Source organism: Saccharopolyspora indica, from assembly GCF_027853965.1.
In the GTDB taxonomy this organism is placed as follows: Bacteria; Actinomycetota; Actinomycetes; order Mycobacteriales; family Pseudonocardiaceae; genus Saccharopolyspora; species Saccharopolyspora indica.
In genome coordinates this window covers 149109-172613 of the sequence record NZ_JAQGLB010000004.1, presented here as the reverse complement: position 1 = coordinate 172613, position 23505 = coordinate 149109, and the positions used below count along the sequence as shown (strand labels likewise).

The following is a 23505-nucleotide window of genomic DNA, read 5'->3' as shown; positions in this document are numbered from 1 at the left end:
CGCCGACCCCGAAGCCGAGAACTCACAGCGCCGAGCTCACTCCGGCTTCTTGCCGAACCACTTCTCGTAGATCTTGTCGTACTCGCCGTTGTCCTTGAGCTTCTTCAGCGCGGCGTTGACGCGGTCCTTCAGCGCCGTGTTGCCGGTCGCCATGCCGATGCCGTACTGGTCGCCGGTGGTGAACTCGGTGGTGATCTCCACCTCCGGGTTGTTCTTGACGAAGTCGGCCAGCACGCTGTTGTCGTTGATCGCCGCGTCGACCTGGCCGGTCTGCACCGCGGTCACCGACAGCGGCAGGTCCTCGAACTGCACGACCTCGTAGCCGTTGGCGCCCTTGTTGTCGTTGGCGTAGGTCTCACCGGTGGTGGACAGCTGCACGCCGAGCTTCTTGCCGCGCAGGTCGCCCAGGCTGCGGATGGGCTGGCCCTTCTTGACCAGCAGCGCCTGGGTGGCGTCGAAGTACGGGTCGGAGAAGTCGAAGTTCTCCTCGCGCGCGGGCGTGATGCTCATGGCCGCGGCGGCGACGTCGCAGCGACGGGTGTTCAGGTCCTCGCCGGACTGGATGCCCTCGAAGGGGGTGTCCACGATCTCCTGCTGGAGGCCCATGTCCTTGGCGATCGCGTCGACGAGGTCGACGTCGAAGCCGACGATCTTGCCCTGGTCGTGGAACTGGAAGGGCTTGTAGTCCATGTGCGTGCAGGTGGTGAGGAAGCCGGCCTTGATCACCTCCACCCCGCCGTCCGCGGTGCCGCCGCCTGCGGTGGTGGACTCGGCGCACCCCGCTGCGGCTGCGGTGGCGAGGGCGAGAGCGGGCAGCAGGGCCAGCGCTCGTGTTGTTCTGCGACGCGCCACGATGTCACTCCTAGTAGGTGAGGACCTGAGTTCTCAGATGGTGCCACCCGATCAGGCGTAATCCCAATGCCGAATGTTGCGAAGCCATCAAAATTTCCCGCCGCCCCGGTCGCCGTCGCCCGCCGAGATCGGCAAACCTGGCGGCCCAGCGCCGGAGCAGCGAAAGGAATTGCGCCGAACCTCCCCCATTTCCGTGGGACATGTGCCCGTCCCGACCGAGTGGTCCTTCAGTCTCATGTGGTGCGCGCCACTGGTCAACAGGGGGCTCCGCGGGCCCGCGGGCGCCGTGCGCGCGAAACTCTTGATCACCCTCCGTGCACGGATCATCGGCACCTGTGACGCCTCCGGCGCAGCGGCTGTCGAGAAGTTGCCACTACCCCATCCAGCGGTCGAGGGAATATCCGCAGGTGAGCAGACTGCAACGGGTGTCGAGCCGTTCGGCGCGTATCCCGAAGGAGGTCACGATGTTGCGTCGTTCGACCGTGCTCTGGGCGGTGGCCGCGCTCGCCGCAGCGGTCACCGCCGTGCTGCCCGCTGCGCACGCGCAGGCTCCCCGTTCCTTCGACGTGCTCCAGCTCAACCTCTGCAACAGCGGCGACGAGCCCTGCTTCTCCGCGGGCCGCTCGGTGGACGCCGCGATCGAAGCCGTCCACCAGCGGCGGCCGGACGTGGTGACGCTCAACGAGGTCTGCGCGTCCGACATCACCCGCATGACCAGCGAGACCGGCTACCGCTGGGAGTTCACCCCGGTCGGCGACGCGGGCACCGGCGATCCGGCCAGGTGCCAGGACGGTCGCGGCGACTTCGGCGTGGCGATCCTGACCCACCCCGACGTGGGTGCGCCGGGAGAGCCGGTCGAGCAGCAGTTCGCCGCGCAGGACGGCAGCGGCGTGCAGCGCGTGCTGCTGTGCGTGCCGTACTCGCAGGTCTCGGCGTGCACCGCGCACCTGTCCGAGACCGACGCCCGGGTGGCGGCCGACCAGTGCCACGAGCTGTCCGGGATCGCGACCGCGCTCGGCGCGCAAGCGGTGCTGGGCGGCGATCTGAGCCTGGTCTCCGGCGGTGAGCCCGACGTGCAGGGCTGCGTGCCGGAGGGCTGGTACCGCAAGGACGACGGCAGCGTCCAGCACGTGTTCGCGATGGACGCCTTCCGCTTCGAGCAGGTCGAGACGCTGCCGATCGACGGCACCGACCACCCGGGACTGCTCGTCCAGACCACCCGCTGAAACGAATCGGGCCCCGGCTTCAGCTGAAGCCGGGGCCCGATGATTCGTCAGGCGGGCGGGGCGCCGCAGTGGATGATCGGCTGCGGGTCGTAGCGCGTGCGCTGGGTCTCGTTGCGGGTCTGACCGGTGGTGATGTCGCGGATGGTGCGCGTGTCGGTCACCGTGAAGCCCGGCGAGCCCTTGCTCGCGCTGCACGGTTCGCCCGGCGGCACGACCTTCTCGTGCGGCTGCGTCGGGTTGGTGCGCTCACCGGTCTGCGAGGACACCTCGAACTGCTTGGTGCCCCACAGCTTCACCGTGATCGAGGACGGCGTCCACGTCGTGGTGATCAGGATGCCGCTCTTGGAGACGTTCTTGAACTTGACGTCGATGACGCTGGCCCCGCTGGGGCTCTGGAACACCGTCGCCTCGCGGCCCGCCGGGTAGCGGCTGATGTAGTAGCTGTGCGCCTTGTGCTCGACGTCCTGCATGCCCGCGAAGTACGAGGCGTTGTACAGCGTCGTGGCGAACTGCGAGATGCCGCCGCCGACCGCGCGCCCCGGCCTGCCGTCCTGGATGATCCCGGACTCCACGTAGCCCTGCGCGGTTCCGCGCGGACCGGTGTGGCCGTTGAGGCTGAACGTCTCGCCCGGCTTGATGACCGCGCCGTTGACCTGCTCGGCGGTGCGCCGGATGTTCACCCCGGATGCGGGCTCGAAGCCGCCGGTGGTGAACTCGCCGACGACCTCCTTGATGCCCATCTGGTTGGCCTGCTCGGTGGTGAACTGCGCCGGCTGGTGCTCGTAGACGGCCTGCACCGAGCGGTTCTGCGGAGCGCGCAGCACGTCCATGAGCCGCGCGAAGCTCTTGTCCCAGTTCACCCCGATGCCGTCGGTGGACGGCTTGACCACGGGCACGCCGCCTTCGAGCACGATCTCGGCGTCCTTGCCGGGCTTGATGGTGTCGGCCAGCTGCGGTTCGACGGCGCCGATCACGCTCGGCAGGTCGATGTTGGCCTTCAGGCCGCCCTCGTCGCCCGGCTCGAACCGCAGCGCGGCGGCGATCGCCTCCGGCGCCAGCGTCGCGTCCTTGCCCTCGCCGCGCACCGTCACCGGCGCCTTCACCGCGGGCTGGGCGATCTCGCGCAGCGCCCGCTGCACGCCGTCCGCGGTGGTGTTGACGGGCTTCTCGGTGAAGGGCACCTGCACGGGGCCGTCCTCGGCCCAGTGCGTCAGCACCTCGTCGGTGGCCCGCTGCACGTCGACGAACTGGCCGGTGACCGGCTCGACCGCGACGGGCTTGGTGCCCTCGAAGCGGATGGTGCCCTCGGCGGGCTCGCGGTCCAGCTGCGGCCGGGTCTTCTCCAGCGCCTGCACGAGCTGGTCCCGGTCGCCGTGGCTGACCGGCGCGACCTCCCGCGTGCTGAACAGCGAGGCGATCCGGCTGAACGGGTTGAGCGGCTGCTCACCGGCCTCCGCCACGGTCGCCGACCAGTCCATCTGCAGCCCCGCGTCGGCCGGGTTGATGGTCGTCGAGCGGTCCGCGACCTGGAGCTGCACCGGCTGGTCGAGGCCCGGGCCGAGCTCGGCCTTCAGCCTGGTCTCGGCCGCGGCGGGTTCCAGGCCACCGATGTCGACCCCGGCCACCACCGTGCCGCGCGGCACGGTTCCGCTGGTCAGGGCCAGGTCGCCCACGTAGAGCAGGGCCAGGAGCCCGACCGCGGCACCGGCCGCGATCCCGGCGCGGATCAGGCCGCGCTTCTTGCGCTCGGCGGCCTGCTGCGGCGGGACGGCCGCGTTCCAGCCACCGGCGACCTGCGGGATCGCCTGGGTCTCGCCGATGGGGAAGTTGCTGAAGTCGGTGGGCAGCGCGGCGATCTGCGCGGTGCGCTCGGCGTCCGACTCGGGTTCGGCGGTCGGCTGGATGCGCTGGGTGCCTTCGTCGGCCGCGGGCACCGGAGGGATCCGGGTGGTCCGCTCGACGTCGCGTTCCGGCTCCGAGCGCTGGTCCGAACCGGTGTGGAGCCGTTCGGTGGACGGCTCCGAACCGCTGGGGTGGTCGTGGTTTTCCGGCACCGCTTCCCCTTCTCCTGTCGGTCCTGCGGTGGGGGGCGTCTGGAGCCGCTGCTCCTGCGCTTTCGCCGGCCGTCGCCGACCGACCGGGGTTGCCGACTACAGGTAGAGCCCGGTGCCCTGCTCGGTCTGCTCGCTGGCCACCGCGTGCAGGTCCCGCTCGCGCATCACGAGGTAGGCCTGGCCCTGGACTTCGACCTCGAACTGCTCGTCGGGGCTGAACAGCACCTGGTCACCGACCTTGACGGTGCGCACGTGGCTGCCCACGCCGAAGACCTCGCCCCAGACGAGCCGCTTGGCCACCTGGGCGGTCGCCGGAATCACGATGCCGCCGGTGCTGCGGCGCTCCCCGGACTCCGGGGAGATGCGCACCATGACCCGGTCGTGCAGCATCTGGATTTCGAGCTTGGCATCGGTCACCCGAAAAGTTTACTTGCCGCCACCGGATGACCGACCGGCCAGGGCAGGTGTTATGCGCCTCCTCCCGCCAAGGCACCCGCCAACCCCAACGAGAAGCCACGTTCCAGCAGGTCAAGGCCGTTCTTCCGACGCACCGCACACCGGATCCCCGAGGTTTCCGCGCCGGGCGGGACGACGACCCGCCGTACCCGGCGAACCCGCGCACCACTCGATCCGGCGAACGGAACGCGCGCACCTCGTCACTCAGGTGGAGCAATCCCCAGGAGCAGGACACCGAGCGAACGGGCCCTCGCCTCCCCCTCCGAGACGGACGGCCCGTTCGCACCGGCTCCGAACTCCACACGGCCCGGAGCGACCGAACGGTTCACTCGGTGTCGAGGCCGCCCATCACCAGCGGGAGGCGCTTCGGGCCGGATGCCGCGATCTTGACCGGAACGCCCCAGTCCTGCCTGGTCAGGCGGCAGGCGGGGTGCTCGACGGCGGGGTCGTCGTCGCAGCTGGCGGCCTGCGCCACCACGTGCAGCACGCCCTGCTCGAAGCCCTCGGCCAGCACCAGGCGGCGGGTCAGGTCGGTGCCCACGCCCGCGCCCTCCAGCAGCAGGCCCTCCGGCGAGGAGCTGATCTCCAACCGGGTCGACGGCCCGTAGCGCTCGTCGAGCTTGGTGCCGGGCGGCGGGGTGAACACCACCGCGAGCTCCACCGCGCCCGGGGCGATCTCGGTCGCAGGCCGCTTGACCTGCTGCGAAGCCCCTTCGACCAGCCGCGCGGCGACGCCGGGCGGCACCGGCCGCTCCAGCCGGTGCGCGGCGGAGGCGACCACCACCAGTTCACCGTCCACCACCGCGGCCCCGGACGGTTCGGCCACGTCGGTCGCCAGCGTGGAGACCTCGCCGGTCGCCGGCTCGTAGCGCCGGATCGCGCCGTTGTAGGTGTCGCAGACCGCGATCGAGCCGTCCGGCAGCACCGCCACGCCCAGCGGGTGCTGGAGGAGCGCCTGGTCGGCGGGGCCGTCGGCGTGCCCGAAGTCGAACAGCCCGGTGCCGACCGCGGTCCGCACCGCGAACCCGCCCTCGGCGGCCTCGACCCAGCGCAGCGCCGAGGTCTCCGAGTCGGCCAGCCACAACCGGTCGCCGCCGTCGGCCAGCCCGGAGGTCTGGGCGAAGAACGCCTCCTCGGCCGCGCCGTCGCGGAGCCCTTCCACGGTGGTCCCGGCGAACCGCCGCACCGCCCCGGACACCGGGTCGAACAGGCCGAGCGTGTGGTTGCCCGCCATCGCGATCACCACACCACCGGCGGGCTCCCACCAGGAGACGTCCCAGGGGCTGGTCAGCGGGGTCTCCAGCCCGGCACCGGAGTCGCTGCCGTCGCGCCACTGCTCACCGGTTCCGGCGACGGTCGTGACGTGCCCGTCCGCGAGCCGCACCCCGCGCAGCAGGTGGTTGACGGTGTCGGCGACGACCACGTCGTAACCGGCCTGCTCGGCGAGCTGCGCGGGCAGCAGCGCGAGCCCGCCCGGCTCGGAGAACTCCGGAGCCGCCCCGTCCGCCCGACCCCGCGCACCGGTGCCGATCCGCCGCACGACGGTCTCGCCGTCGGCGGCGAACTCCACCAGCGAGTGGTTCGCCGAGTCCGACACCAGCAGGTTCCCGCTCGGCAGCGCGATGACCTTGCCGGGGAACCGCAGCGTCGTCTCGGGAGCCTCCGGCGGCACGTAGGGACCGTCGCCGCGGTGCAGCGTGCCCTTGGCCTCGTGCTCGGCGATGACCTCGGTGATGACGCTGCGCAGCGCCTCGACGTGCCCCTCACCGGCGGCGACGTGCACGACGTACCCCTCGGGGTCCACCACGACGAGCGTCGGCCAGGCCTTGACGGCGTAGTTCTGCCAGGTGGTCAGCTCGGGATCGTCGAGCACCGGGTGGTGCACGGCGTAGCGCTCGACGGCGGCGGCCAGCGCGGCGGGATCGGCCTCGTGCTCGAACTTCGGCGAGTGCACGCCCACAGTGACGACCTCGGCGGCGAACTCGGCCTCCAACGGCCGCAGCTCGTCCAGCACGTGCAAGCAGTTGATGCAGCAGAACGTCCAGAAGTCGAGGACGAGAACCTTCCCCCGGAAGTCCTTGAGCCGAAGCTCCTGCCCACCGGTGTTCAACCACTGCCGACCCACCAGTTCGGGGGCACGGACACGACCACGGCGTTTCTGCTGCTCACTCACACCGGGAGTCAACAACACGAGGTGCGGGAGCTGTTCCAACGGGGTCCCGCGTCCCACTCCCCGGGACGGCCCGCGCCACGAGATGCCCTCCGATCCCGAGCACCAGGGGTTGATTCGCTGGTCTGCGACATCCGGGCTGAGCGTCGATCACGCACTGATCGGCGTGATCGAATCAAGTGCGTCGCCGAGCTTGTCCTTGGCGATCGCCCGGTCGTAGTCGTCCTGCAACCCGGTCCAGAACCCCTCGGACATGCTGAAGTAGCGCGACAGACGCAATCCGGTGTCCGCGGTGATCCCCCGACGGCCGTGCGTGATCGCGCTGACCCGTGTCTGCGGAATGCCCAGATCCTTCGCCAGGCGGTACTCCGTGATCCCCATCGGCTCGAGGAACTCCTCACGCAGAATCACCCCGGGATGAACGGGTGGCATCACGATGTCCATGTTCATACCCTCCCCTCTCAGTGATAGTCGGTGAACTCGACTGCTTCCGGTCCAGCGTCGGTCCAGCGAAAGCAGATCCGCCACTGTTTGTTCACGCGGATGCTGTACTGACCGGCACGATCACCCTTCAGTTGTTCAAGCCGGTTGCCAGGTGGCACTCGGAGATCGTCGAGGGTGGCCGCCCGGTTGAGCATGGCGAGCCTGATGTAGGCACGACGTTGCGTTTCGGGGTGCAGCCTGGCCCAGCGGCGTTCCCAGATCAACAGTGTGCGTTTGTCGGCGAAGGACCGGATCACACTCAAATAGTAACGCCTTGCGTCAGTAACGACAAACGTCAGTAGTCCTGCGGCCTGCACCTGCTCACGCACCGCTCCGAAGCTGGCAGCCGCTCGGCCGCTTCTCCTCCGGGTGGGCGTTCAGGGCGCGTTGCGGGCGGAACGAGGTGATCAGGTCGTCGGTCGCTGCGTTGTGAAGTGCTGGTTGGAGGGAGCGCGGAAGATCAGGGCGAGGAACAGCGGCATGGCGATGAGCACCATCAGCTGCTCGAGGACGACCGTGACCGTGGTCGCCCGGCCGAAGATCACCCCAAGCTGGAAGTCGGCCATCCTGAGCATCATGAAGAGGCCGAAAGCGGCGTAGAGGAACCAGATCCCGGCTAGGACCGCGAGAGTGGTCCGAGCCCAGCCGCGGCCTGCGCGCATCCGGAGCGAGAAGAACACCCACAGGCCGACCAGCACGAGGGTGCCCAGGGTGCTGGCCGTGTTGAACAGCAGCGGGCCCACCTTGTTGTCGAGGTACCTGATGGTCTCCAGCGCGACGGTCACGTAGCTGATGACCGTCAGCAACCCCGAGATGCTCGGCACCACGATGCCGAGCAAGGACGCGAAGGCCACCGTCGAAGGGGGCTTCGGCCGGTCGTTCTGCGGCGAGGGCTGCTGCGACCAGGAGCTCTGGGGGGCTGTCACGGGAGGAGATTAGGTACGCGCGCCGACACCGATCAAGGAATACCCGCCCACCGACGCGTTTCCGCAACCTCCGGCTGCGCGCCGGTTGTTCGCGTCAAGCGTTCAGGGCGGCGAAGGTTCTGGTGCGCAGGAGTTCGTACTCCTCGCGGAGGCGGGTGAACTCGGGCGGGCGTTCGATCACGACGCCACCGACGACCACTTCCTCCGGGTCGAACTGCTCGCGGGTCAGGTCGAGTTCGAGGCCGCCCGGGAAGCGGTTCCACCAGTGGAAGTCGACCCAGTGGCCGTCGACGTGCACTTCGCCGCGGACGAGGTCGCCGCCGAGCAGGTCGTTGACCACCATCGCGGTGATCCCGCACTGGCCGCGCGCCGGGTTTCCGGCGTGCCAGCGCGGGAGGTCTTCGGGGGCGCAGGTGTCCGCGCCCCAGGACGACCGGATCGCGCGTTCGATCTCCACCAGCGTTCGAACGATCATGCCTGGCACTCTGCCCGGCGCCACCGACATCACCGCCGGTTTCGGTCCCGGACGTAGTAGGGGGCGGCCATCAGGGCCGGCACGAGGGCGCCGAGCAGGACGATCATGATTTCCATTTTCAACTCCCTTCGCGCAGCGGTGCCCGGGACGGGTGCCGGGTGCGGCAGATGTGAACTGGATGGCGGCAGAAGTGCCGGAGTTGGAAAGCCCCGCGATGCTGCCAGGTCGGGGGTCCGACAGCACCGCGGGGTCATGATGCATATCGACGCCCACCGCCCGCTCGTTACACCCTTACAAACATGTGTTCCACGTCACGCTAAAGTGCCCCGGCGGGCGGGGCTCGATCGACCCGTATCCGATCGTCTAGCAAGATCGCTAGATTTGCGTATAGAGCCCGATCCCCTAGGGGGCAAGATCCAGATTCCCCCTGATGACCTGCGGTGATCGTGCGTCCACACTCCTAGGAACGCTCAGGAAGGTGGATCATGCCGAAGACGCCCGAAGCGGTGCGGACCTCGATACTGCTCTGGTTGATCGCAATCGGCGCCGGTGTCGTGGAAACGCTGCTCAACGTCCTGCCCTCGCTGCAAGACCTGCTGCTGCCGGGCGCGATCCGGATGCTCGTCTACGCCGCGCTGGCGACGCTGGTCCTCCAGCTCAGCCACGGCCGGAACTGGGTCCGCATCGCGCTGGCCGTGCTGCTGGGCGGGGTCGGCCTGCTGAGCATGGTCGGACCCGCGCTGGCCGGTGGGATCGAGCTGCCCGCCGAGCCGAGCGGCTGGGTCTTCCTCGTCGTGCGCGTCGCGCACGTGCTCGCCGTGGTCGGGGCGATGATCGCGATGTTCCGGCCCGCCGCCAACCGGTTCTTCAGTCCTGCGTGAGCAGGTAGCGGCCGAAGTGCGGCACGGTGAAGGCGATCAGCCCTCGCTCGCCGGAGTAGACCAGGCCCTTCTTGATCAGGCTGTCCCGCGCCGGGGACAGCGAGGACGGGCGGCGCTCCAGGTACTGCGCGATGGACGCGGTCGGGGCCGGTTCGTCGCGGCCCTCCACCAGTTCCGCCATCGCCCGCAGGTACTCCCGCTCGGCCGGGGTGGCCCGCTCGTAGCGGGAGCCGAAGAAGCCGACGGCCAGCTCCGATTCGGCCTCCGGCGCGGCCAGCCGCACGTCCTCCGCGCCGATCTCGCTGCGCACCGCCGCGTCCCAGGTCGCCTTCCCGTACGACTGCACGAAGTACGGGTACCCGCCGGAGATGTCGAACAGCGCGTCCAGGGCGTCCGGGGTGATCTCGGCTTCCTCGCGCTCGATGGGCGCGAGCACCGCGCGGTCGGCGTCCGAGCGGTCCAGCCGGTCGATCCGCACGTACCGGAACAACCGCTCGGAGTAGGACTTGCTCGCCGACAGCACCGCGGGCAGGTGCGGCAGACCGGCGCCGACGACCACCAGCGGCGCCCCCGACTGGGACAGCTCGTGGCAGGCCGCGCACAGCGCTGAGACGTCCTCGGTCGGCACGTCCTGCATCTCGTCGATCAGCAGCGCGATCCCGGAGCCGACGTCGGCGGCCAGCTCCGCGACCTCGGTGAACAGCTCGACCAGGTCGATCTCGACGTCACCGGAGTCGGCGCGGCCCTGCGCGGCGGGCACGTCGATGCCCGGCTGCCACCGGTCGCGGAGCTTGGCGCCGTCGGGATTCGCCTTGAGCGCGAAGGCCTTGAGCACGGCCAGGACCTGCTCGACGCGGTCCGGCGCGCGGTGCCGGACGGCCAGGTCGCGGATCGCGCGGTGCAGCGCAGCGGACAGCGGCCGCCGCAGCCCGGCCTCGGGGCGCGCCTCGACCTTGCCCGCGCCCCAGCCGCGCCGCAGCGCCATCGAGCGCAGCTCACCGAGCAGAACCGTCTTGCCGACGCCGCGCAGGCCGGTGAGCACCAGGCTGCGCTCGGGCCGACCTCGGGCGACGCGTTCGAGCACGACTTCGAAGGCGTCGAGCTCGCGGTCCCGTCCGGCGAGTTCGGGCGGCCGCTGCCCGGCGCCGGGGGCGAAGGGATTGCGAACCGGGTCCATAGCTCTCGGACTGTATCCAGCCGTCTAGGGCTGTCCCGATATTCGGCGAGAAATCCTCATGCGCGTGTTGCGATCTCCATGGCGATATGTCGACATATCCACCACGAGCGCTCTATCCGGCTTTCTAGCTGAGGAGCTATAGATCGCAAGACGGTGCGATCCGCACTGTGATCTTCCGCGTCGGCTGCTGCGCTCCGGCGCCCGTGCGCCGACCATCTGGGGCATGGCAGCGGAATGGCGGCGGGTACTCGCAGGTGCGCTGGAAGCGCTGGGCATCGAGCGCAGTCCGGACGAGCTGGTCGTGACCGGGCGACTCGGGCACCTGGCGGCCAGGCTCCCCGTCGAGGACACCGCGATCGCGTGCATCGGAGCTGCGCTGCTGGCCGCAGGCCCGGCCGAACTCGCCGCCGAGCACGTCGCCGCCGCGGTGCGCAGCGAGGCGCACTTCCGCCTGGACGGCCGACCGCCGCAGGACGGCTTCGCGCCGATGTCCCGGTTCTGGCGAGCGGCCGACGGCTGGGTCCGGACGCACGGCAACTACCCGTGGCACCGCGAAGCCCTGGTGCGCGCGCTCGGCGCGCCCGACTACGTCGCCGCGGTGGGGTCGGCGATCGCGGAACTACCGGCGCGAGAGGTGGAGTCCCGCGTGGTCGGAGCCGGCGGAATCGCCGCCGCGGTGCGCAGCCCCGAGCAGTGGCGCGCCGAACCGCAGGGGCAGGCCGTGGACGCGCAGCCGCTCGTGAGCGCCCGCCAGGTCGGCGGCGCGGCGCCCCGGCGCGGCCGGTTCCGGGTGCTCGACCTGACCAGGGTGATCGCCGGCCCGGTGTGCACCCGGTTCCTCGCGGCGCTCGGCGCGGACGTCCTGCGCATCGACCCGCCGCACCGACCGGAACGACCGGGCAGCCACGACGCGCTGCTCGGCAAGCGCAGCGCGGTGCTCGACGCCCGCTCGCCGGAAGGCCTCGCGAGGCTGCACGAACTGCTCGACGGAGCGGACGTGCTGGTGCACGGGTACCGGCCGGGCGCGCTCGACCGGTTCGGGCTGGACTTCGCGTCGCTGGCCGAGCGGCACCCCGGCCTGGTGGTGGTCTCCCTGTCCGCGTGGGGGAATTCGGGCCCGTGGGGCGAGCGGCGCGGTTTCGACAGCATCGTGCAGGCGGCGTCCGGGATCGCGGCCATCGAGTCCACTTCGGACGGACCGGGCGCGCTGCCCTGCCAGCTCCTCGACCACGGCACGGGCTACCTCTGCGCGGCAGCGGTCCTGGACGGCCTCCGCCGCCAGTCCGAACTCGGCGGGACCTGGCTGCGGGAGCTCTCCCTGGCCCGCACCGCGCACTGGCTCATGGACCAGCCCCGCACCGAATACCCGGCAGTACCGGCGACCGTCGAACAGTGGCTGACCTCGCTGGCAGGCGGCATCACCGCCGTCGCCCCACCAGGCTGCCTCGACGGCCGACCCCTCACCTGGCCGTTCCTCCAGCCCTACGGCTCCGCCGAACCCACCTGGTGAACGCACCCTCGCTCCCCGAACCGCGCTCCGTCACCCAGGGCCTGGTCAATTTCGTGCGAAATTGACCGTCACCCGGGTGAACGTCAATTTCGTGCGAAATTGACGTCCTGCCCGCCTCGGAGCGGAAATTCGGTGGCGCTGGGCGGGAGGATGGGGGCATGTCGCGTTCGTTCGAGGAGTTGGTGGCCGAGGCCGAGGCGGCGCCGGTCGAGGGCTGGGACTTCTCCTGGCTGGACGGCCGGGCCACCGAGCAGCGGCCTTCGTGGGGCTACCAGCGGTCGCTCGGCCAGCGGTTGGCGCTGGCGTCCGCAGCGCTGGACATCCAGACCGGGGGCGGGGAAGTGCTGGCCGGGGTGCCGAGATTCCCGCCGGTCATGGTGGCCACCGAGTCCTGGCCGCCGAACGTCGCGGTGGCGACGGAGCTGCTGCACCCGCTCGGCGCGGTCGTCGTAGCGGATCCGGACGAGCCGCCGCTGCCGTTCGCCGACGCGGCGTTCGACCTGGTGACGAGCAGGCACCCGGCCACCGTGTGGTGGTCGGAGATCGCGCGGGTGCTGAAGCCGGGCGGAACGTACTTCGCCCAGCACGTCGGCCCGGGAACCATGTGGGAGCTGGTGGAGCACTTCCTCGGCCCGCAGCCCGAAGCCCGCCACAAGCGCCACCCCGATCTGGAGGCCGCGGACGCCCGAGCCGCAGGTCTGGAGGTGGTGGACATCCGCAGCGAGCGCCTGCGCGCGGAGTTCTCCGACGTCGGCGCGGTGATCTACTTCCTGCGCAAGGTGATCTGGACGGTCCCCGGCTTCACGGTCCAGGCCCACCGCGACCGCCTGCACGACCTCCACGAGCAGATCCAGCGCAACGGCCCGTTCACCGCCCACGCCACCCGCACCCTCGTCGAAGCCCGCAACCCCACCGACGCATGAGAGGTGAAGGGCACCTTTCACCAAGTAATTTGGCGAAAGGTGCCCTTCACTCATCCCCCGATCCGGTGGCCCACCCGTGCGGGAGCGATGGCGGAACGTCCTTTCCGAGGCGAAGGGCACCTTTCGCCGACTATGTGGGTGAAAGGTGCCCTTCACCTCGGAGGGATTCGCTCGTCAGGGGCGTTCGAGGATGGCCGTCATGCCCTGGCCGCCTGCCGCGCAGATGGAGATCAGGCCGCGGCCGGATCCCTTCTCCGACAGCAGCTTCGCGAGGGTCGCCACGATGCGGCCGCCCGTCGCGGCGAAGGGGTGGCCCGCCGCGAGGGACGAGCCCACCACGTTGAGCTTCGCCGGGTCGATCTCGCCGAGCGGTTCGGCGCGGCCGAGGCGGTCCTTGCAGAACTCCGGGTCCTGCCAGGCCTTCAGCGTCGCCAGCACCTGCGAGGCGAACGCCTCGTGCACCTCGTAGAAGTCGAAGTCGCCCAGCCCGAGGCCGGTGCGGTCGAGCAGCTGCGGGACCGCGTAAGCCGGTGCCATCAGCAGTCCTTCGTCGCCGCTGACGTGGTCCACCGCCGCCGACACCACGTCGCCGAGGTAGGCCAGCACCGGCAGCCGCCGCTGCGCCGCCCACTCCTCACTGGCCAGCAGGACCGTGGCGGCGCCGTCGGTCAGCGGCGTCGAGTTGCCCGCCGTCATGGTCGCGGCCTCGCCGCGGCCGAACACCGGTTTGAGCTCGGCGAGCTTCTCGGCGGTGCTGTCCGGGCGCAGGTTCTGGTCGCGGGCCACGCCCTGGAACGAGGTCAGCAGGTCGTCGAAGAAGCCGCGCTCGTAGGCGGCGGCGAGCCGCTGGTGGCTGCGCGCGGCCAGCTCGTCCTGCGCTTCCCGGCCGATTTCCCAAGCCAGCGCGGTCTTCGCGGCGTGCTCGCCCATCGAAAGACCGGTGCGCGGTTCGGCGTTGCGCGGGATCTCCGGGACGATGTGCTGCGGGCGGACACCGGTCAGCGCCTTGAGGCGGCCGGCCGCGGTCTTGGCGTGGTTGGCGCGCAGCAGGACGCGGCGCAGGTCGTCGTTGACCGCGATCGGCGCGTCGCTGGCCGAGTCGACGCCGCCGGCGATGCCGACGTCGAGCTGCCCGAGGGCGATCTTGTTGGCCACCGAGACCACGGCTTCCAGCCCGGTCGCGCAGGCCATCTGCACGTCGTGCGCGGGAGTGCGCGGGTCCAGCTTGGAGCCGAGGACGGTCTCGCGGGCGAGGTTGAAGTCGCGGCTGTGCTTGAGCACCGCGCCCGCCACGAACTCGCCGATCCGCTCGCCCTGCAGGCCGAAGCGCGCGACCAGCCCGTCCAGCGCAGCGGTCAGCATGTCCTGGTTGGCGGCGCGGGCGTAAGGGCCGCCGGACCGCGCGAACGGAATCCGGTTGCCGCCGATGATCGCGACTCGTCGAGCGGTGGCCATGGCCTGACTCCCTGGTTGCTGCGATGTTCCCTGGTCAATCTAACCTACCCGCGGGTAGGTTAGACGTCGAGCTACCGGACATCCGTGGGAGTGGCAATGGCCGACCGATACCAGCAGTTCACCTCGTCCGCGCTCGGGCGGCAGGTCGTCAAGCGACTCGGCCTGCCCGCGCCGACACCGCTGCGCCGCCACCGGCCGGGCGACCCGGTGGTCTCCGGTCCGGTGCTGCTCGGCGGCGCACCGCGCGGTCGGCTCGGTGAAGCCGTCGCCGCCATCGCGAAGGACGTCCAGGCCCAGGTCCACGACGCGCCCGCGGAAGGCGAGCGCTACGCAGCGCTGGTCTTCGACGCGACCGGCATCCGCAGCAGCGAACAACTGCGGGCGCTGCACGAGTTCTTCGGCCCGACGATCCGGCAGACCGACCGCTGCGGCCGGGTGATCGTGCTCGGCACGCCGCCGGAAACCCTGATCGACCCGCGGGAAGCGACCGCGCAGCGCGCCCTCGAGGGTTTCGTCCGCACCGCGGGCAAGGAGCTCAAGCGCGGCGCAACCGCGCAGCTGGTCTACGTCGCTGAAGGCGCTGAAGGCGCCGCCGGTTCGACGCTGCGCTTCCTGCTCTCCGCGAAGTCCGCCTACGTCTCCGGCCAGGTGGTGCGCATCGGCCAGGCCGAGGTGCCGGAGGTCGACTGGGAGAAGCCGCTGCGGGACAAGATCGCGCTGGTCACCGGCGCATCGCGGGGAATCGGCGAGGCCATCGCGGAAACCCTCGCCCGCGACGGGGCGCACGTGGTCTGCCTCGACATCCCGGCGCAGGGCGGCGAACTGGCCGCGGTCGCCAACCGCATCGGTGGTTCGACGCTGCAGCTGGACATCACCGCCGACGACGCGCCGCAGCGGATCGCGGAGCACTTCGCGCAGCGCCACGACGGGCTCGACGTCGTGGTGCACAACGCGGGCATCACGCGCGACAAGACGATCGGCCGGATGACCGAGCAGCAGTGGGACTCGGTGCTCGCGGTGAACCTGACCTCGCAGGAGCGGATCGACGAGGTCCTGCTCGCCGACGGCTCCCCGCTGCGACCGGGCGGCCGGATCATCGGGGTGTCCTCGATGAGCGGCATCGCGGGCAACGTCGGACAGGGCAACTACGCGGCTTCCAAGGCCGGGGTGATCGGGCACGTGCAGTCCACCGCACCGATCGCCGCGGGCCGCGGCGCCACGATCAACGCGGTCGCCCCCGGCTTCATCGAGACCCGGATGACGGCGGCGATCCCGCTGTTCGTGCGGGAAGCGGGCCGCCGGATGAACAGCATGTCCCAGGGCGGTCTGCCGGTGGACGTGGCCGAAACCATCGCCTGGTACGCCAATCCCGCATCGGCCGGGGTGAACGGCAACGTCGTGCGGGTCTGCGGCCAGAGCCTGCTCGGCGCCTGAGCGAGGGGAACGCCGATGCCTGAAGTGAGCACTGCACCGTCCCTGGTCGCGCTGTACGCGAAGGCCGTCGCGACCGGGCCCGCGCGGCGCGGCGACCGGCTGCCGGACACCGACTACGTGCGGCGCGACATCGCGATCGACCGCGACCACCTCGCCGAGTACGACCGCGTGTGCGGGTTCGGGCTGCGCGACGAGCTGCCGATCACCTACCCGCACGTGCTGTCGTTCGGCCTGTCGGTGCGGCTGATGACCGATCCCGGGTTCCCGTTCCCGCTGGTCGGACTGGTGCACGTGGCCAACAGCATCCGCCAGGAGCGGCCGCTGCTGGTGACCGACCGGCTGACCCAGCGGGTGCGGCTGGCCGACCTGCGGCCGCACCCGAAGGGCCGCCAGTTCGACGTGATCACCGAGACCGAGGTCGCGGGCGAGGTGGTGTGGCGGGAGGTCAGCACCTACCTGCGCCGCGGCGGGAAGCCCGCGGACGCCGCGCCCGCGGCGGAACGCCCGGCCGAGATCGCGGCGGAGCCGACGGCGCAGTGGCGGGTGCCCGGCGACATCGGCCGCCGGTACGCGGCGGTGTCGGGCGACCGCAACCCGATCCACCTGCACGCCCTGCCCGCCAAGGCCTTCGGCTTCCGCCGCGCGATAGCCCACGGCATGTGGTCGAAGGCCCGCTGCCTGGCGGCCATCGCCGAACGCCTGCCGGATCAGTGCACCGTGGATGTCGAGTTCCGCAAGCCGCTGCTGCTTCCTTCCACGGTGGACTTCGCGGTCCGGCGGGCGGACGGTGTGGACTTCGCGCTCCGCGCCCGCTCCGGCAAGCCCCACCTGCTCGGCACCGTCCGCTGAGCCCCGCACTTCCGCAGGTGGTCGCCCGTGAGTGTTTTGGGGTGCTATAGGCCCACAAAACGCTCACGGCACTTGGCCAGCGAAAACCGCAGGGCGATCAGGAATCCGGCGCCCAGGAACGGCCTTCGACGAGGTCGCTGAAGCCCATCCAGACCATGTTCATCAGGCGCATCGCCATGCCGTCGGCCGCGTGCTCCGGGTGCTCGAACCACCACTCCACCAGCGCTTCGCCCGCGCCGACCAGCGCCGCCGCGAACGGTTCGGTCTGCTCCGCCTGCATCGGCTGCGCCGAGCCCTCGGTCGCGCGGGCCAGCAGCGCCGAGATCAGGCTGGTCGCCCGCTCGCGCCACTCGGAGAGCTCGCTGACGAACGGTTCGCCCTGCACGTTGGCCTGCCGGTGCAGGACCGTCCAGCCCGCCTGGTTGGCCTGCACGTACTCGAAGAACACCCGCAGCCCGCGCCACAGCTGCTCGGCCGGGTTGAGCCCGGCTTCCACCGCGGTGCCGATGGCCTCGATCAGCCGCGCGGCCTCGCGCCGGATGCAGGCCACGAACAGCTCGTCCTTGGCCCCGAGGTAGGCGTAGAGCATGGGCTTGGAGATGCCCGCGACCTCGGAGATCTCGTCCATCGACGCGGCGTGGAACCCGTGCGCGGCGAACACCTCGACGGCGGCGTCCAGGATCTGCCGCTCGCGGACCTCCCGCGGCAGGCGCCGCGACCGGGGGCGGCCGTTGTCCTGAACCATGTCACCTCGCACGCTGGTCTGCTCCCGGTCAGGCTAGATCAAAACGGGTCGCCGCAGGTCGCTTGCCTTCGAACCTACTCGAACGTAGTCTTACTCGCGAGTAGGTAAGCGTGGGAACCAGCCGGCCGCGCCAACCGGCGCTGAGAGGTGGCGAAGATGCCCGAGACCGATCCGATCGCCGCGCTCGGCGAGGTCGACCCGAAGAAGATCGGCAAGGACGAGTTCGTCATGCTGCTGGAAGCCGCCTCGGAGATCGCGGACAGCGGCACCGAGGTGGACCTCAGCGCGCTGCGCCCGGAGCAGTTCGCGCGGCTGATCTCGCGCGCCTCCGACGACCAGGTCGAAGCCGTCATGGCCCGCCCGGAACTGCGCGAGCGCATCCTCGACGAGGTGTTCCGGCGGATGGGCGAGCACTACAAGTCCGACAAGGCGGGCAGGACCGAGGCCGTGGTGCGCTGGCGGATCGGCACCGACGAGGACCTGCTGCGCTACGAGTGCGTGCTGGCCGACGGCAAGTGCGAGGTCAGCAAGGACCCGCAGCACGAGCCGCGGGTGACCATCACCGTCACGCCCGCCGAGTTCCTGAAGCTGGCCTCCGGCAACGCTTCCGCCCCGATGCTGTTCATGAAGGGCAAGCTCAAGGTCGCCGGCGACCTCGGTTTCGCCGCCGGGCTGACCAAGCTCTTCCAGATCCCCAAGGCCTGAGGAACCGCTGCCGCTCGGCGGGAGTGCGCCAAGCGGCGGTGTCGCTCGGCGCGGCGGAAGCCATGATCGACAACTGCACTGGCGCGGTGCGGGCGGTTCGAGACGACTTCGCAGAGAAACGGAAGACGATGACTTTTTCCCTGGAGCTGAGCGAGGAGCAGCAGGAGCTGCGGGACTGGGTGCACGGCTTCGCCGAGCAGACCATCCGCCCGGCCGCGCGCGAGTGGGACGAGCGCGAGGAGACGCCCTGGCCGATCATCCAGGAAGCGGCCAAGGTCGGCCTCTACGGCTTCGAGAGCCTGGCCACGTTCTGGGCCGACGACACCGGCCTGTCGCTGCCGATCGCCAACGAGGAGCTGTTCTGGGGCGACGGCGGCATCGGCATGGCGATCTTCGGCACCACCCTCGCGGTGGCCGGGATCTTCGCCGCAGGCACCCCCGACCAGCTCGCCGAGTGGGTTCCGCAGTGCTACGGCGACGCCGACGACCCGAAGGTCGCGGCCTTCTGCTCGTCGGAGCCGGGCGCCGGTTCCGACGTCGCGGCGATGCGCACCCGCGCGGTCTACGACGAGGCCACCGACGAGTGGGTGCTCAACGGCCAGAAGGCGTGGGCGACCAACGGCGGCATCGCCAACGTGCACGTGGTCCAGGCGGTCGTGGACCCGGAGCTGGGCTCCCGCGGTCAGGCCGCGTTCGTGGTCCCGCCGGGCACCGAGGGCCTGGCAGCCCCGAGCAAGATCAAGAAGCACGGACTGCGCGCCTCGCACACCGCCGACGTGTTCCTCGACGACGTGCGCGTTCCGGGCCGCTGCCTGCTGGGCGGCAAGGAGAAGCTGGACGAGCGGCTCGCCCGCGCCCGCGAAGGCGCCAAGGCCAGCGCGCAGGCGGCGATGAAGACCTTCGAGCTCTCCCGCCCGACGGTCGGCGCGCAGGCCATCGGCATCGCGCGGGCGGCCTACGAGACGGCGCTGGAGTACGCGCAGCAGCGCGAGACCTTCGGCCGCCCGATCATCGAGAACCAGTCGATCGCCTTCACCCTGGCCGACATGCGGATGGAGATCGACGCGGCCCGCCTGCTGGTGTGGCGAGCGGCGTGGCTGGGCCGCAACGGCGGCTTCACCGCAGGTGAGGGCTCGATGTCCAAGCTCAAGGCGGGCCGCGTGGCGACCTGGGCGACGGAACGGGCGATCCAGATCCTCGGCGGCAACGGCTACACCCGGGAGTTCCCGGTGGAGCGGATGCACCGGGACGCCAAGATCTACGACATCTTCGAGGGCACCGAGCAGATCCAGCAGCTGGTCGTCGCCCGAGCCATCTCCGGCAAGCACATCGCCTGAGCGGCCTCCGCCCCGCGTGCCCGCAGGTGCGCGGGGCTCCGCCGAAAGCGGGGCGCCGAGCGCTCATCACTGACACGATCGCGCCATGTTCGAAGAGTTCCTGGCCGCGTACCGCTGCACCAGCCCCGGCAGCCCGTCGGAGGTTCCCGATTCCGTCCACCCGGTGTTGAAGCCGCTGTTCAGCCAGCTCGGGGGCAGCACGTTCGACGACGGGGTGTACCGGGTGCACACCTCGGAGAGCGCGCAGGTGATCGACGGGTACGTCGGGGAAGCCTTCCCCGAGCTGGCGGGGCGCGTGGCCTGCTTCGGCTTCGACTGGCTCGGCAAGCAGTGGGCCATCGACGCCGGGACGGGCACCCCTGATGACCCGCACGTGCTGGTGCTCAACCCCAGCACCGGTGAGGTGAGCCCGTTCCCGGTCGCCTACTCCCGGTTCCACGACGACGTGCTGGTCGACATCAAGGACCTGGGCGACGAGCTCTTCGGCAGCTGGGCCGCGCACCACCCCGAGCAGGTCCCGCTGGCGTTCGACGAGTGCGTTGCGAACACGATTCCGCTGTTCGCGGGCGGCGAGGACTCGTGGGAGAACCTGTCGAAGCAGAACCTGCAGGTCGTCTGGGGAACCCACAGCCAGATCCTGGCCCAGCTGCGGTGACGCGGCCGGGGGGCCGCAGGCCGCGGGAGGGGTTGCGGCCTGCGGCTGTCCTCGGGTCAGCTCCAGTCGGTCACGTACTCACCGTCGTACCAGCCGCCGATGCACGCGTGGCCGTCGTACTCGAACTGGATGACGGTGCCGCCCGCCCACTCGCAGTCGGACGCGGTGACGCCCCACGAATCCGCGAGCGCCGGTGCCGCCGTGGCCAGCAGCATGCCGAGACCGAAGCCGGACGCGACGACGGCCTTCTTGACGCGGTTGCCCATGATCACCGTCTCCCTTCGGGGGGGATGCCGGGACGCGGTGCCCCGGCCCTCCGATGGTCAACACCCGCGCCCGCCCACTGCTGGGCGATTAGTCCGGTTGAGCGGGTTACCCGCGCTCGGGCGCCCGGACACCGGGCAGGACGCGCCGGAGCGTGCCGGAACGGGTCGCAGGACCAGCCGATGAGGCGGGATTGACGGCCGCTCGATCGCCCCGCGGCTGGTGCTTGGCGGTGGCCGCGAGTGGCGCCTGCGCTGGAAAACCCGCCGGAACCGGACGATCGGGCGACGACCGGACCTCGCCCCACCCGTTGGAGTGGCGCTCGCCACGGTGCGGAATTGCACAAAGTGTGCGCGGGTTGGAGTGTTGCGAGGCACGATTTCGTGGGCCCTTGCACCGGGCACAACTGGGCAAGTGCACCATGACGCTAGTCCGAATGGATGAATGTGGGCGCTGACCGCATCACCAACGGGGTCGGTGGGCGTCACAACGGCGCAGCGCGGGGCCGGAAGTGGTACCGGGCTGCACCCCACGAGCTCCGCGGGGAGGGCTCGGAACGGGGCGACGACAGCGAGTGCTGGCGGCGGCCCGGCCACAGCTTCGAGAGTGAACGGGAGGGCGAAGCGGTGAAGAAGACCACCCCTGACCTGGAGACACCCATCTTCCGGGAACTGAACGAAGAGCTCGGCGCGCTGCCGGAGATCGACGTGCACGACTTCGACGAGCACGCCTTCGACTTCCTCCGCGAGTACGACGCGAACGCCGAGCGCGAGCAGGCCGAGGAAGCGGCCGAGCCGGTCGCAGCGGCCTCGGGCGGCAAGTCCGGCAGCTCCCGCCGCGGTGGCCGCCGCCGCAAGGGCGACTGACATCCGCCGAGCCCGCTGAACGGCTCGGCCCGCAGACGTGCCAGAACAGCCCTGCCCGCCTCGTCGGATCGAGGCGGGCAGGGCTGTTCGGCGCTTTCAGGCCGGTCGCTGTCGGAGACCGGTGCCACCATGTCGCGCATGTCGACGTGGCAGGAATTCGCAGAGCGAACACCGGAATTGGCCGCCCGGGTCCGGGCGCGGCTGGAGGCGTTCCAGCACCACGTGCTGGCGACGCTGCGGCGCGACGGTGCACCGCGGGTCAGCGGGACGGAGGTCGCCTGGCGCGGCCCCGACCTGGTGTTCGGGTCCATGCCCGGCTCGCGCAAGGCCGTCGACCTGCAGCGCGATGGCCGGTTCGCGCTGCACGCCAACCCCGGCGCGCCGGAGGACATGATGGGCGGGGTCGACGTGAAGCTGGCCGGCCGGGCCGTGGAGGTGACCGGCGACGAGCACCGCGCCTGGGTCGAGGAGGTCGGGCCGCCGTCCCCGGACTCGCACCTGTTCCGCCTGGACCTCACCGAGGTCACCACGACGGGCGTCGCCGAGGACCAGACCCACCTGGTCATCACCCGCTGGACGCCGACCGAGGGCGTCCGGATCTTCAAGCGCACCTGACCCGACCTCGGGGCCAGCGCGTTTCCGCTGGTAGGCACCCGTGAGTGTTTTGCGGTGCTATGGCACCACAAAACACTCACGGGCCATGGCCTGCGGAACCGGCGCCCACCGCCGAGACAGCGGTGGGGAGCCGGTCAGTAGGTGATCGCCATCGCCGGGTTCGCCAGGAGGGCGCCCACGTCCGCGAGGAACTGGGAGCCCTGCTGGCCGTCGACCACCCGGTGGTCGAAGCTGAGCGCCAGCTGGCAGACCTTGCGGGGCACCACCTGGCCGTCGACCACCCACGGCATGTCGCGGATCGCGCCGAGGGCGAGGATCGCCGATTCGCCCGGGTTGAGGATCGGCGTTCCGGTGTCGACGCCGAAGACGCCCACGTTGGTGATCGTGAAGGTGCCGCCCAGCATGTCCGCCGGAGTCGTCCTGCCCTCCCGCGCGGTGCTGGTCAGCTGCTCCAGCGACTGCGCCAGCTCCTTCAGGGACTGCTGGTCGGCGTCGCGGACCTTCGGCACCACCAGGCCGCGCGGCGTGGCCGCCGCGATGCCGAGGTGGACGTAGTCCTTGTAGACGATCTCACCGGCGGCTTCGTCCCAGGTGGCGTTGACGTCGGGTGTCCGGCGCACCGCCAGGCAGACCGCCTTCGCCGCGAAGGCCAGCGGGGTGATCTTGACGTCGCGGAACTCCGGGTGCGACTTGAGCTGCTCGCGCAGTTCCATCATCGGCGTGACGTCGACCGTCAGGAACTCGGTGACGTGCGGAGCGGTGAACGCGCTGGTCACCATCGCCTGCGCGGTCGCCTTGCGCACGCCCTTGATCGGCACCCGCCGCTCCCGCGCGCCGGGCGCGGCGGTCGGCGCGACCGGCGCGGCGCCCGCTGCGGACCGCACGTCCTCGCGGGTGATCACGCCGCCGGAACCGGTGCCCGCCAGGCCGTTCAGGTCCACGCCGAGGTCCTTGGCCAGCTTGCGCACCGGCGGCTTGGCCAGCGGGACGTACCCGCCCGCCTGCGCCACCGGCTCGGCCTTCGGAACCGGCTGGGGCTCCGGAGCAGGCGGGGCCTCGACGACCGCCGCCGCGGGCTGGCCCTTGCGGGGCCTGCGCTTCGTGCTCGTCGTGCGCGGGCCGTAGCCGACCAGCGTGGCGATCCGCCCGTTGGACTCCTCGCCGATCTTGCCGCCGTTCTCGGCGGGCGCGGCTTCGGCGCCGCCCATGTCGATCGCGATGATCGGTGCGCCGACCTCCACGGTCGCCCCCGGGTCGGCGAGCAGCTCGCGGACCGTGCCCGCCCACGGGCAGGGCAGCTCCACCGAGGCCTTCGCGGTCTCGATCTCCACGATCACCTGGTTGACCGTCACCGCGTCGCCGGGCTTGACGCGCCAGCCGAGGATCTCCGCCTCGGTCAGCCCCTCGCCGACGTCGGGCAGCGGGAATTGCTTGATGGCCATCGAAA

General features: G+C 70.8%; 24 protein-coding genes. 11 read left to right on the top strand and 13 right to left on the bottom strand.

The features are described from left to right. Window positions 1-36: 36 nt before the first annotated feature. Entirely contained in the window at window positions 37-852 is an 816-nt protein-coding gene (locus OU416_RS11420) for a basic amino acid ABC transporter substrate-binding protein (protein ID WP_270926863.1), read from the bottom strand. A gap of 464 nt (window positions 853-1316) precedes the next feature. On the opposite strand from OU416_RS11420, the gene OU416_RS11415 reads away from it, so the two are divergent. Beyond that, the gene (locus OU416_RS11415) at window positions 1317-2078 is read left to right on the top strand and encodes an endonuclease/exonuclease/phosphatase family protein (protein WP_270926862.1); all 762 of its coding nucleotides are present in this window, start codon (window positions 1317-1319) and stop codon (window positions 2076-2078) included. A 47-nt stretch (window positions 2079-2125) separates the two neighbouring features. On the opposite strand, the gene OU416_RS11410 is transcribed toward OU416_RS11415, so the two are convergent. The 7 genes from OU416_RS11410 to OU416_RS11380 all read right to left on the bottom strand — a co-directional run bounded on the left by OU416_RS11410 (window position 2126) and on the right by OU416_RS11380 (window position 8642). Next, entirely contained in the window at window positions 2126-4132 is a 2007-nt protein-coding gene (locus OU416_RS11410) for a VanW family protein (protein WP_270926861.1), read from the bottom strand. Window positions 4133-4228: 96 nt separating this feature from the next. Beyond that, window positions 4229-4549, bottom strand: a complete 321-nt coding sequence (locus tag OU416_RS11405; protein ID WP_093150989.1) for a GroES family chaperonin — start codon at window positions 4547-4549, stop codon at window positions 4229-4231. 364 nt (window positions 4550-4913) lie between these two features. Continuing rightward, window positions 4914-6779: an NHL domain-containing thioredoxin family protein gene (locus OU416_RS11400; RefSeq protein WP_270927174.1), complete on the bottom strand. Its 1866-nt coding sequence runs from the start codon at window positions 6777-6779 to the stop codon at window positions 4914-4916. A 129-nt stretch (window positions 6780-6908) separates the two neighbouring features. Continuing rightward, complete coding sequence (locus OU416_RS11395) at window positions 6909-7202, bottom strand: HigA family addiction module antitoxin (protein WP_333779631.1); 294 nt, start codon at window positions 7200-7202, stop codon at window positions 6909-6911. A 17-nt stretch (window positions 7203-7219) separates the two neighbouring features. Then, window positions 7220-7570, bottom strand: a complete 351-nt coding sequence (locus OU416_RS11390) for a type II toxin-antitoxin system RelE/ParE family toxin (RefSeq protein WP_270926860.1) — start codon at window positions 7568-7570, stop codon at window positions 7220-7222. Between the two features lie 78 nt (window positions 7571-7648). Further along, entirely contained in the window at window positions 7649-8167 is a 519-nt protein-coding gene (locus OU416_RS11385) for a hypothetical protein (protein WP_270926859.1), read from the bottom strand. Between the two features lie 94 nt (window positions 8168-8261). Continuing rightward, window positions 8262-8642 carry a YunG family protein gene (locus OU416_RS11380; RefSeq protein WP_270926858.1) on the bottom strand — a complete coding sequence of 127 codons (381 nt, stop codon included), beginning with the start codon at window positions 8640-8642 and terminating at the stop codon, window positions 8262-8264. 485 nt (window positions 8643-9127) lie between these two features. Here OU416_RS11380 and OU416_RS11375 point away from each other — a divergent pair, with 485 nt between their 5' ends. Next, complete coding sequence (locus tag OU416_RS11375) at window positions 9128-9523, top strand: hypothetical protein (protein WP_270926857.1); 396 nt, start codon at window positions 9128-9130, stop codon at window positions 9521-9523. On the opposite strand, the gene OU416_RS11370 is transcribed toward OU416_RS11375, so the two are convergent. Beyond that, window positions 9510-10700 carry an ATP-binding protein gene (locus OU416_RS11370; protein ID WP_270926856.1) on the bottom strand — a complete coding sequence of 397 codons (1191 nt, stop codon included), beginning with the start codon at window positions 10698-10700 and terminating at the stop codon, window positions 9510-9512. The two genes, OU416_RS11375 and OU416_RS11370, sit on opposite strands and share 14 nt — an antisense overlap. Window positions 10701-10923: 223 nt before the next feature. Here OU416_RS11370 and OU416_RS11365 point away from each other — a divergent pair, with 223 nt between their 5' ends. Together OU416_RS11365 and OU416_RS11360 are read left to right on the top strand one after the other, a co-directional pair. Next, window positions 10924-12210 carry a CoA transferase gene (locus tag OU416_RS11365; protein WP_270926855.1) on the top strand — a complete coding sequence of 429 codons (1287 nt, stop codon included), beginning with the start codon at window positions 10924-10926 and terminating at the stop codon, window positions 12208-12210. A 158-nt stretch (window positions 12211-12368) separates the two neighbouring features. Continuing rightward, window positions 12369-13133 carry a class I SAM-dependent methyltransferase gene (locus OU416_RS11360; protein ID WP_270926854.1) on the top strand — a complete coding sequence of 255 codons (765 nt, stop codon included), beginning with the start codon at window positions 12369-12371 and terminating at the stop codon, window positions 13131-13133. Window positions 13134-13307: 174 nt separating this feature from the next. On the opposite strand, the gene OU416_RS11355 is transcribed toward OU416_RS11360, so the two are convergent. Then, complete coding sequence (locus OU416_RS11355) at window positions 13308-14588, bottom strand: acetyl-CoA C-acetyltransferase (RefSeq protein ID WP_270926853.1); 1281 nt, start codon at window positions 14586-14588, stop codon at window positions 13308-13310. A gap of 96 nt (window positions 14589-14684) precedes the next feature. Here OU416_RS11355 and OU416_RS11350 point away from each other — a divergent pair, with 96 nt between their 5' ends. Both OU416_RS11350 and OU416_RS11345 read left to right on the top strand, forming a co-directional pair. After that, on the top strand, window positions 14685-16022 hold the full coding sequence (locus OU416_RS11350; protein ID WP_270926852.1) for a 3-oxoacyl-ACP reductase: 1338 nt from the start codon (window positions 14685-14687) through the stop codon (window positions 16020-16022). A gap of 15 nt (window positions 16023-16037) precedes the next feature. After that, window positions 16038-16871 (top strand): MaoC family dehydratase, encoded by an 834-nt coding sequence (locus OU416_RS11345; protein ID WP_270926851.1) that lies wholly within the window; start codon window positions 16038-16040, stop codon window positions 16869-16871. Between the two features lie 97 nt (window positions 16872-16968). Here the strand turns inward: OU416_RS11345 and OU416_RS11340 are convergent, their stop codons facing one another. Next, window positions 16969-17616 (bottom strand): TetR/AcrR family transcriptional regulator, encoded by a 648-nt coding sequence (locus OU416_RS11340; RefSeq protein WP_270926850.1) that lies wholly within the window; start codon window positions 17614-17616, stop codon window positions 16969-16971. A gap of 156 nt (window positions 17617-17772) precedes the next feature. On the opposite strand from OU416_RS11340, the gene OU416_RS11335 reads away from it, so the two are divergent. The 3 genes from OU416_RS11335 (at window position 17773) to OU416_RS11325 (ending at window position 20313) form a co-directional block, all read left to right on the top strand. Beyond that, a complete protein-coding gene (locus OU416_RS11335; protein WP_270926849.1) occupies window positions 17773-18321 on the top strand; it encodes an SCP2 sterol-binding domain-containing protein in 549 nt (182 codons plus the stop codon). 128 nt (window positions 18322-18449) lie between these two features. Then, a complete protein-coding gene (locus tag OU416_RS11330) occupies window positions 18450-19658 on the top strand; it encodes an acyl-CoA dehydrogenase family protein (RefSeq protein ID WP_270926848.1) in 1209 nt (402 codons plus the stop codon). Window positions 19659-19743: 85 nt separating this feature from the next. Then, window positions 19744-20313 (top strand): hypothetical protein, encoded by a 570-nt coding sequence (locus OU416_RS11325; protein ID WP_270926847.1) that lies wholly within the window; start codon window positions 19744-19746, stop codon window positions 20311-20313. A gap of 56 nt (window positions 20314-20369) precedes the next feature. Here the strand turns inward: OU416_RS11325 and OU416_RS11320 are convergent, their stop codons facing one another. Further along, window positions 20370-20579, bottom strand: coding sequence for a hypothetical protein (locus OU416_RS11320; protein ID WP_270926846.1), 210 nt, complete (start codon window positions 20577-20579; stop codon window positions 20370-20372). Window positions 20580-21203: 624 nt separating this feature from the next. On the opposite strand from OU416_RS11320, the gene OU416_RS11315 reads away from it, so the two are divergent. Together OU416_RS11315 and OU416_RS11310 are read left to right on the top strand one after the other, a co-directional pair. Further along, complete coding sequence (locus tag OU416_RS11315; protein ID WP_270926845.1) at window positions 21204-21443, top strand: hypothetical protein; 240 nt, start codon at window positions 21204-21206, stop codon at window positions 21441-21443. A 138-nt stretch (window positions 21444-21581) separates the two neighbouring features. Continuing rightward, window positions 21582-22058: a pyridoxamine 5'-phosphate oxidase family protein gene (locus tag OU416_RS11310; RefSeq protein WP_270926844.1), complete on the top strand. Its 477-nt coding sequence runs from the start codon at window positions 21582-21584 to the stop codon at window positions 22056-22058. 134 nt (window positions 22059-22192) lie between these two features. Here OU416_RS11310 and OU416_RS11305 read toward each other — a convergent pair whose 3' ends face one another. Then, complete coding sequence (locus OU416_RS11305; RefSeq protein ID WP_270926843.1) at window positions 22193-23500, bottom strand: dihydrolipoamide acetyltransferase family protein; 1308 nt, start codon at window positions 23498-23500, stop codon at window positions 22193-22195. Between the last annotated feature and the right edge of the window lie 5 nt (window positions 23501-23505).

Excerpts from the sequence above, each read along its gene's own strand:
- OU416_RS11310 (WP_270926844.1), top strand. The coding sequence starts at position 21,582 with ATGTCGACGTGGCAGGAATTCGCAGAGCGAACACCGGAATTGGCCGCC.
- OU416_RS11360 (WP_270926854.1), top strand. The coding sequence starts at position 12,369 with ATGTCGCGTTCGTTCGAGGAGTTGGTGGCCGAGGCCGAGGCGGCGCCG.
- OU416_RS11345 (WP_270926851.1), top strand. The coding sequence starts at position 16,038 with ATGCCTGAAGTGAGCACTGCACCGTCCCTGGTCGCGCTGTACGCGAAG.
- OU416_RS11395 (WP_333779631.1), bottom strand. The coding sequence starts at position 7,202 with ATGGACATCGTGATGCCACCCGTTCATCCCGGGGTGATTCTGCGTGAG.
- OU416_RS11355 (WP_270926853.1), bottom strand. The coding sequence starts at position 14,588 with ATGGCCACCGCTCGACGAGTCGCGATCATCGGCGGCAACCGGATTCCG.
- OU416_RS11370 (WP_270926856.1), bottom strand. The coding sequence starts at position 10,700 with ATGGACCCGGTTCGCAATCCCTTCGCCCCCGGCGCCGGGCAGCGGCCG.
- OU416_RS11305 (WP_270926843.1), bottom strand. The coding sequence starts at position 23,500 with ATGGCCATCAAGCAATTCCCGCTGCCCGACGTCGGCGAGGGGCTGACC.
- OU416_RS11375 (WP_270926857.1), top strand. The coding sequence starts at position 9,128 with ATGCCGAAGACGCCCGAAGCGGTGCGGACCTCGATACTGCTCTGGTTG.
- OU416_RS11325 (WP_270926847.1), top strand. The coding sequence starts at position 19,744 with ATGTTCGAAGAGTTCCTGGCCGCGTACCGCTGCACCAGCCCCGGCAGC.
- OU416_RS11335 (WP_270926849.1), top strand. The coding sequence starts at position 17,773 with ATGCCCGAGACCGATCCGATCGCCGCGCTCGGCGAGGTCGACCCGAAG.
- OU416_RS11350 (WP_270926852.1), top strand. The coding sequence starts at position 14,685 with ATGGCCGACCGATACCAGCAGTTCACCTCGTCCGCGCTCGGGCGGCAG.
- OU416_RS11415 (WP_270926862.1), top strand. The coding sequence starts at position 1,317 with ATGTTGCGTCGTTCGACCGTGCTCTGGGCGGTGGCCGCGCTCGCCGCA.
- OU416_RS11380 (WP_270926858.1), bottom strand. The coding sequence starts at position 8,642 with ATGATCGTTCGAACGCTGGTGGAGATCGAACGCGCGATCCGGTCGTCC.
- OU416_RS11320 (WP_270926846.1), bottom strand. The coding sequence starts at position 20,579 with ATGGGCAACCGCGTCAAGAAGGCCGTCGTCGCGTCCGGCTTCGGTCTC.
- OU416_RS11340 (WP_270926850.1), bottom strand. The coding sequence starts at position 17,616 with ATGGTTCAGGACAACGGCCGCCCCCGGTCGCGGCGCCTGCCGCGGGAG.
- OU416_RS11365 (WP_270926855.1), top strand. The coding sequence starts at position 10,924 with ATGGCAGCGGAATGGCGGCGGGTACTCGCAGGTGCGCTGGAAGCGCTG.
- OU416_RS11330 (WP_270926848.1), top strand. The coding sequence starts at position 18,450 with ATGACTTTTTCCCTGGAGCTGAGCGAGGAGCAGCAGGAGCTGCGGGAC.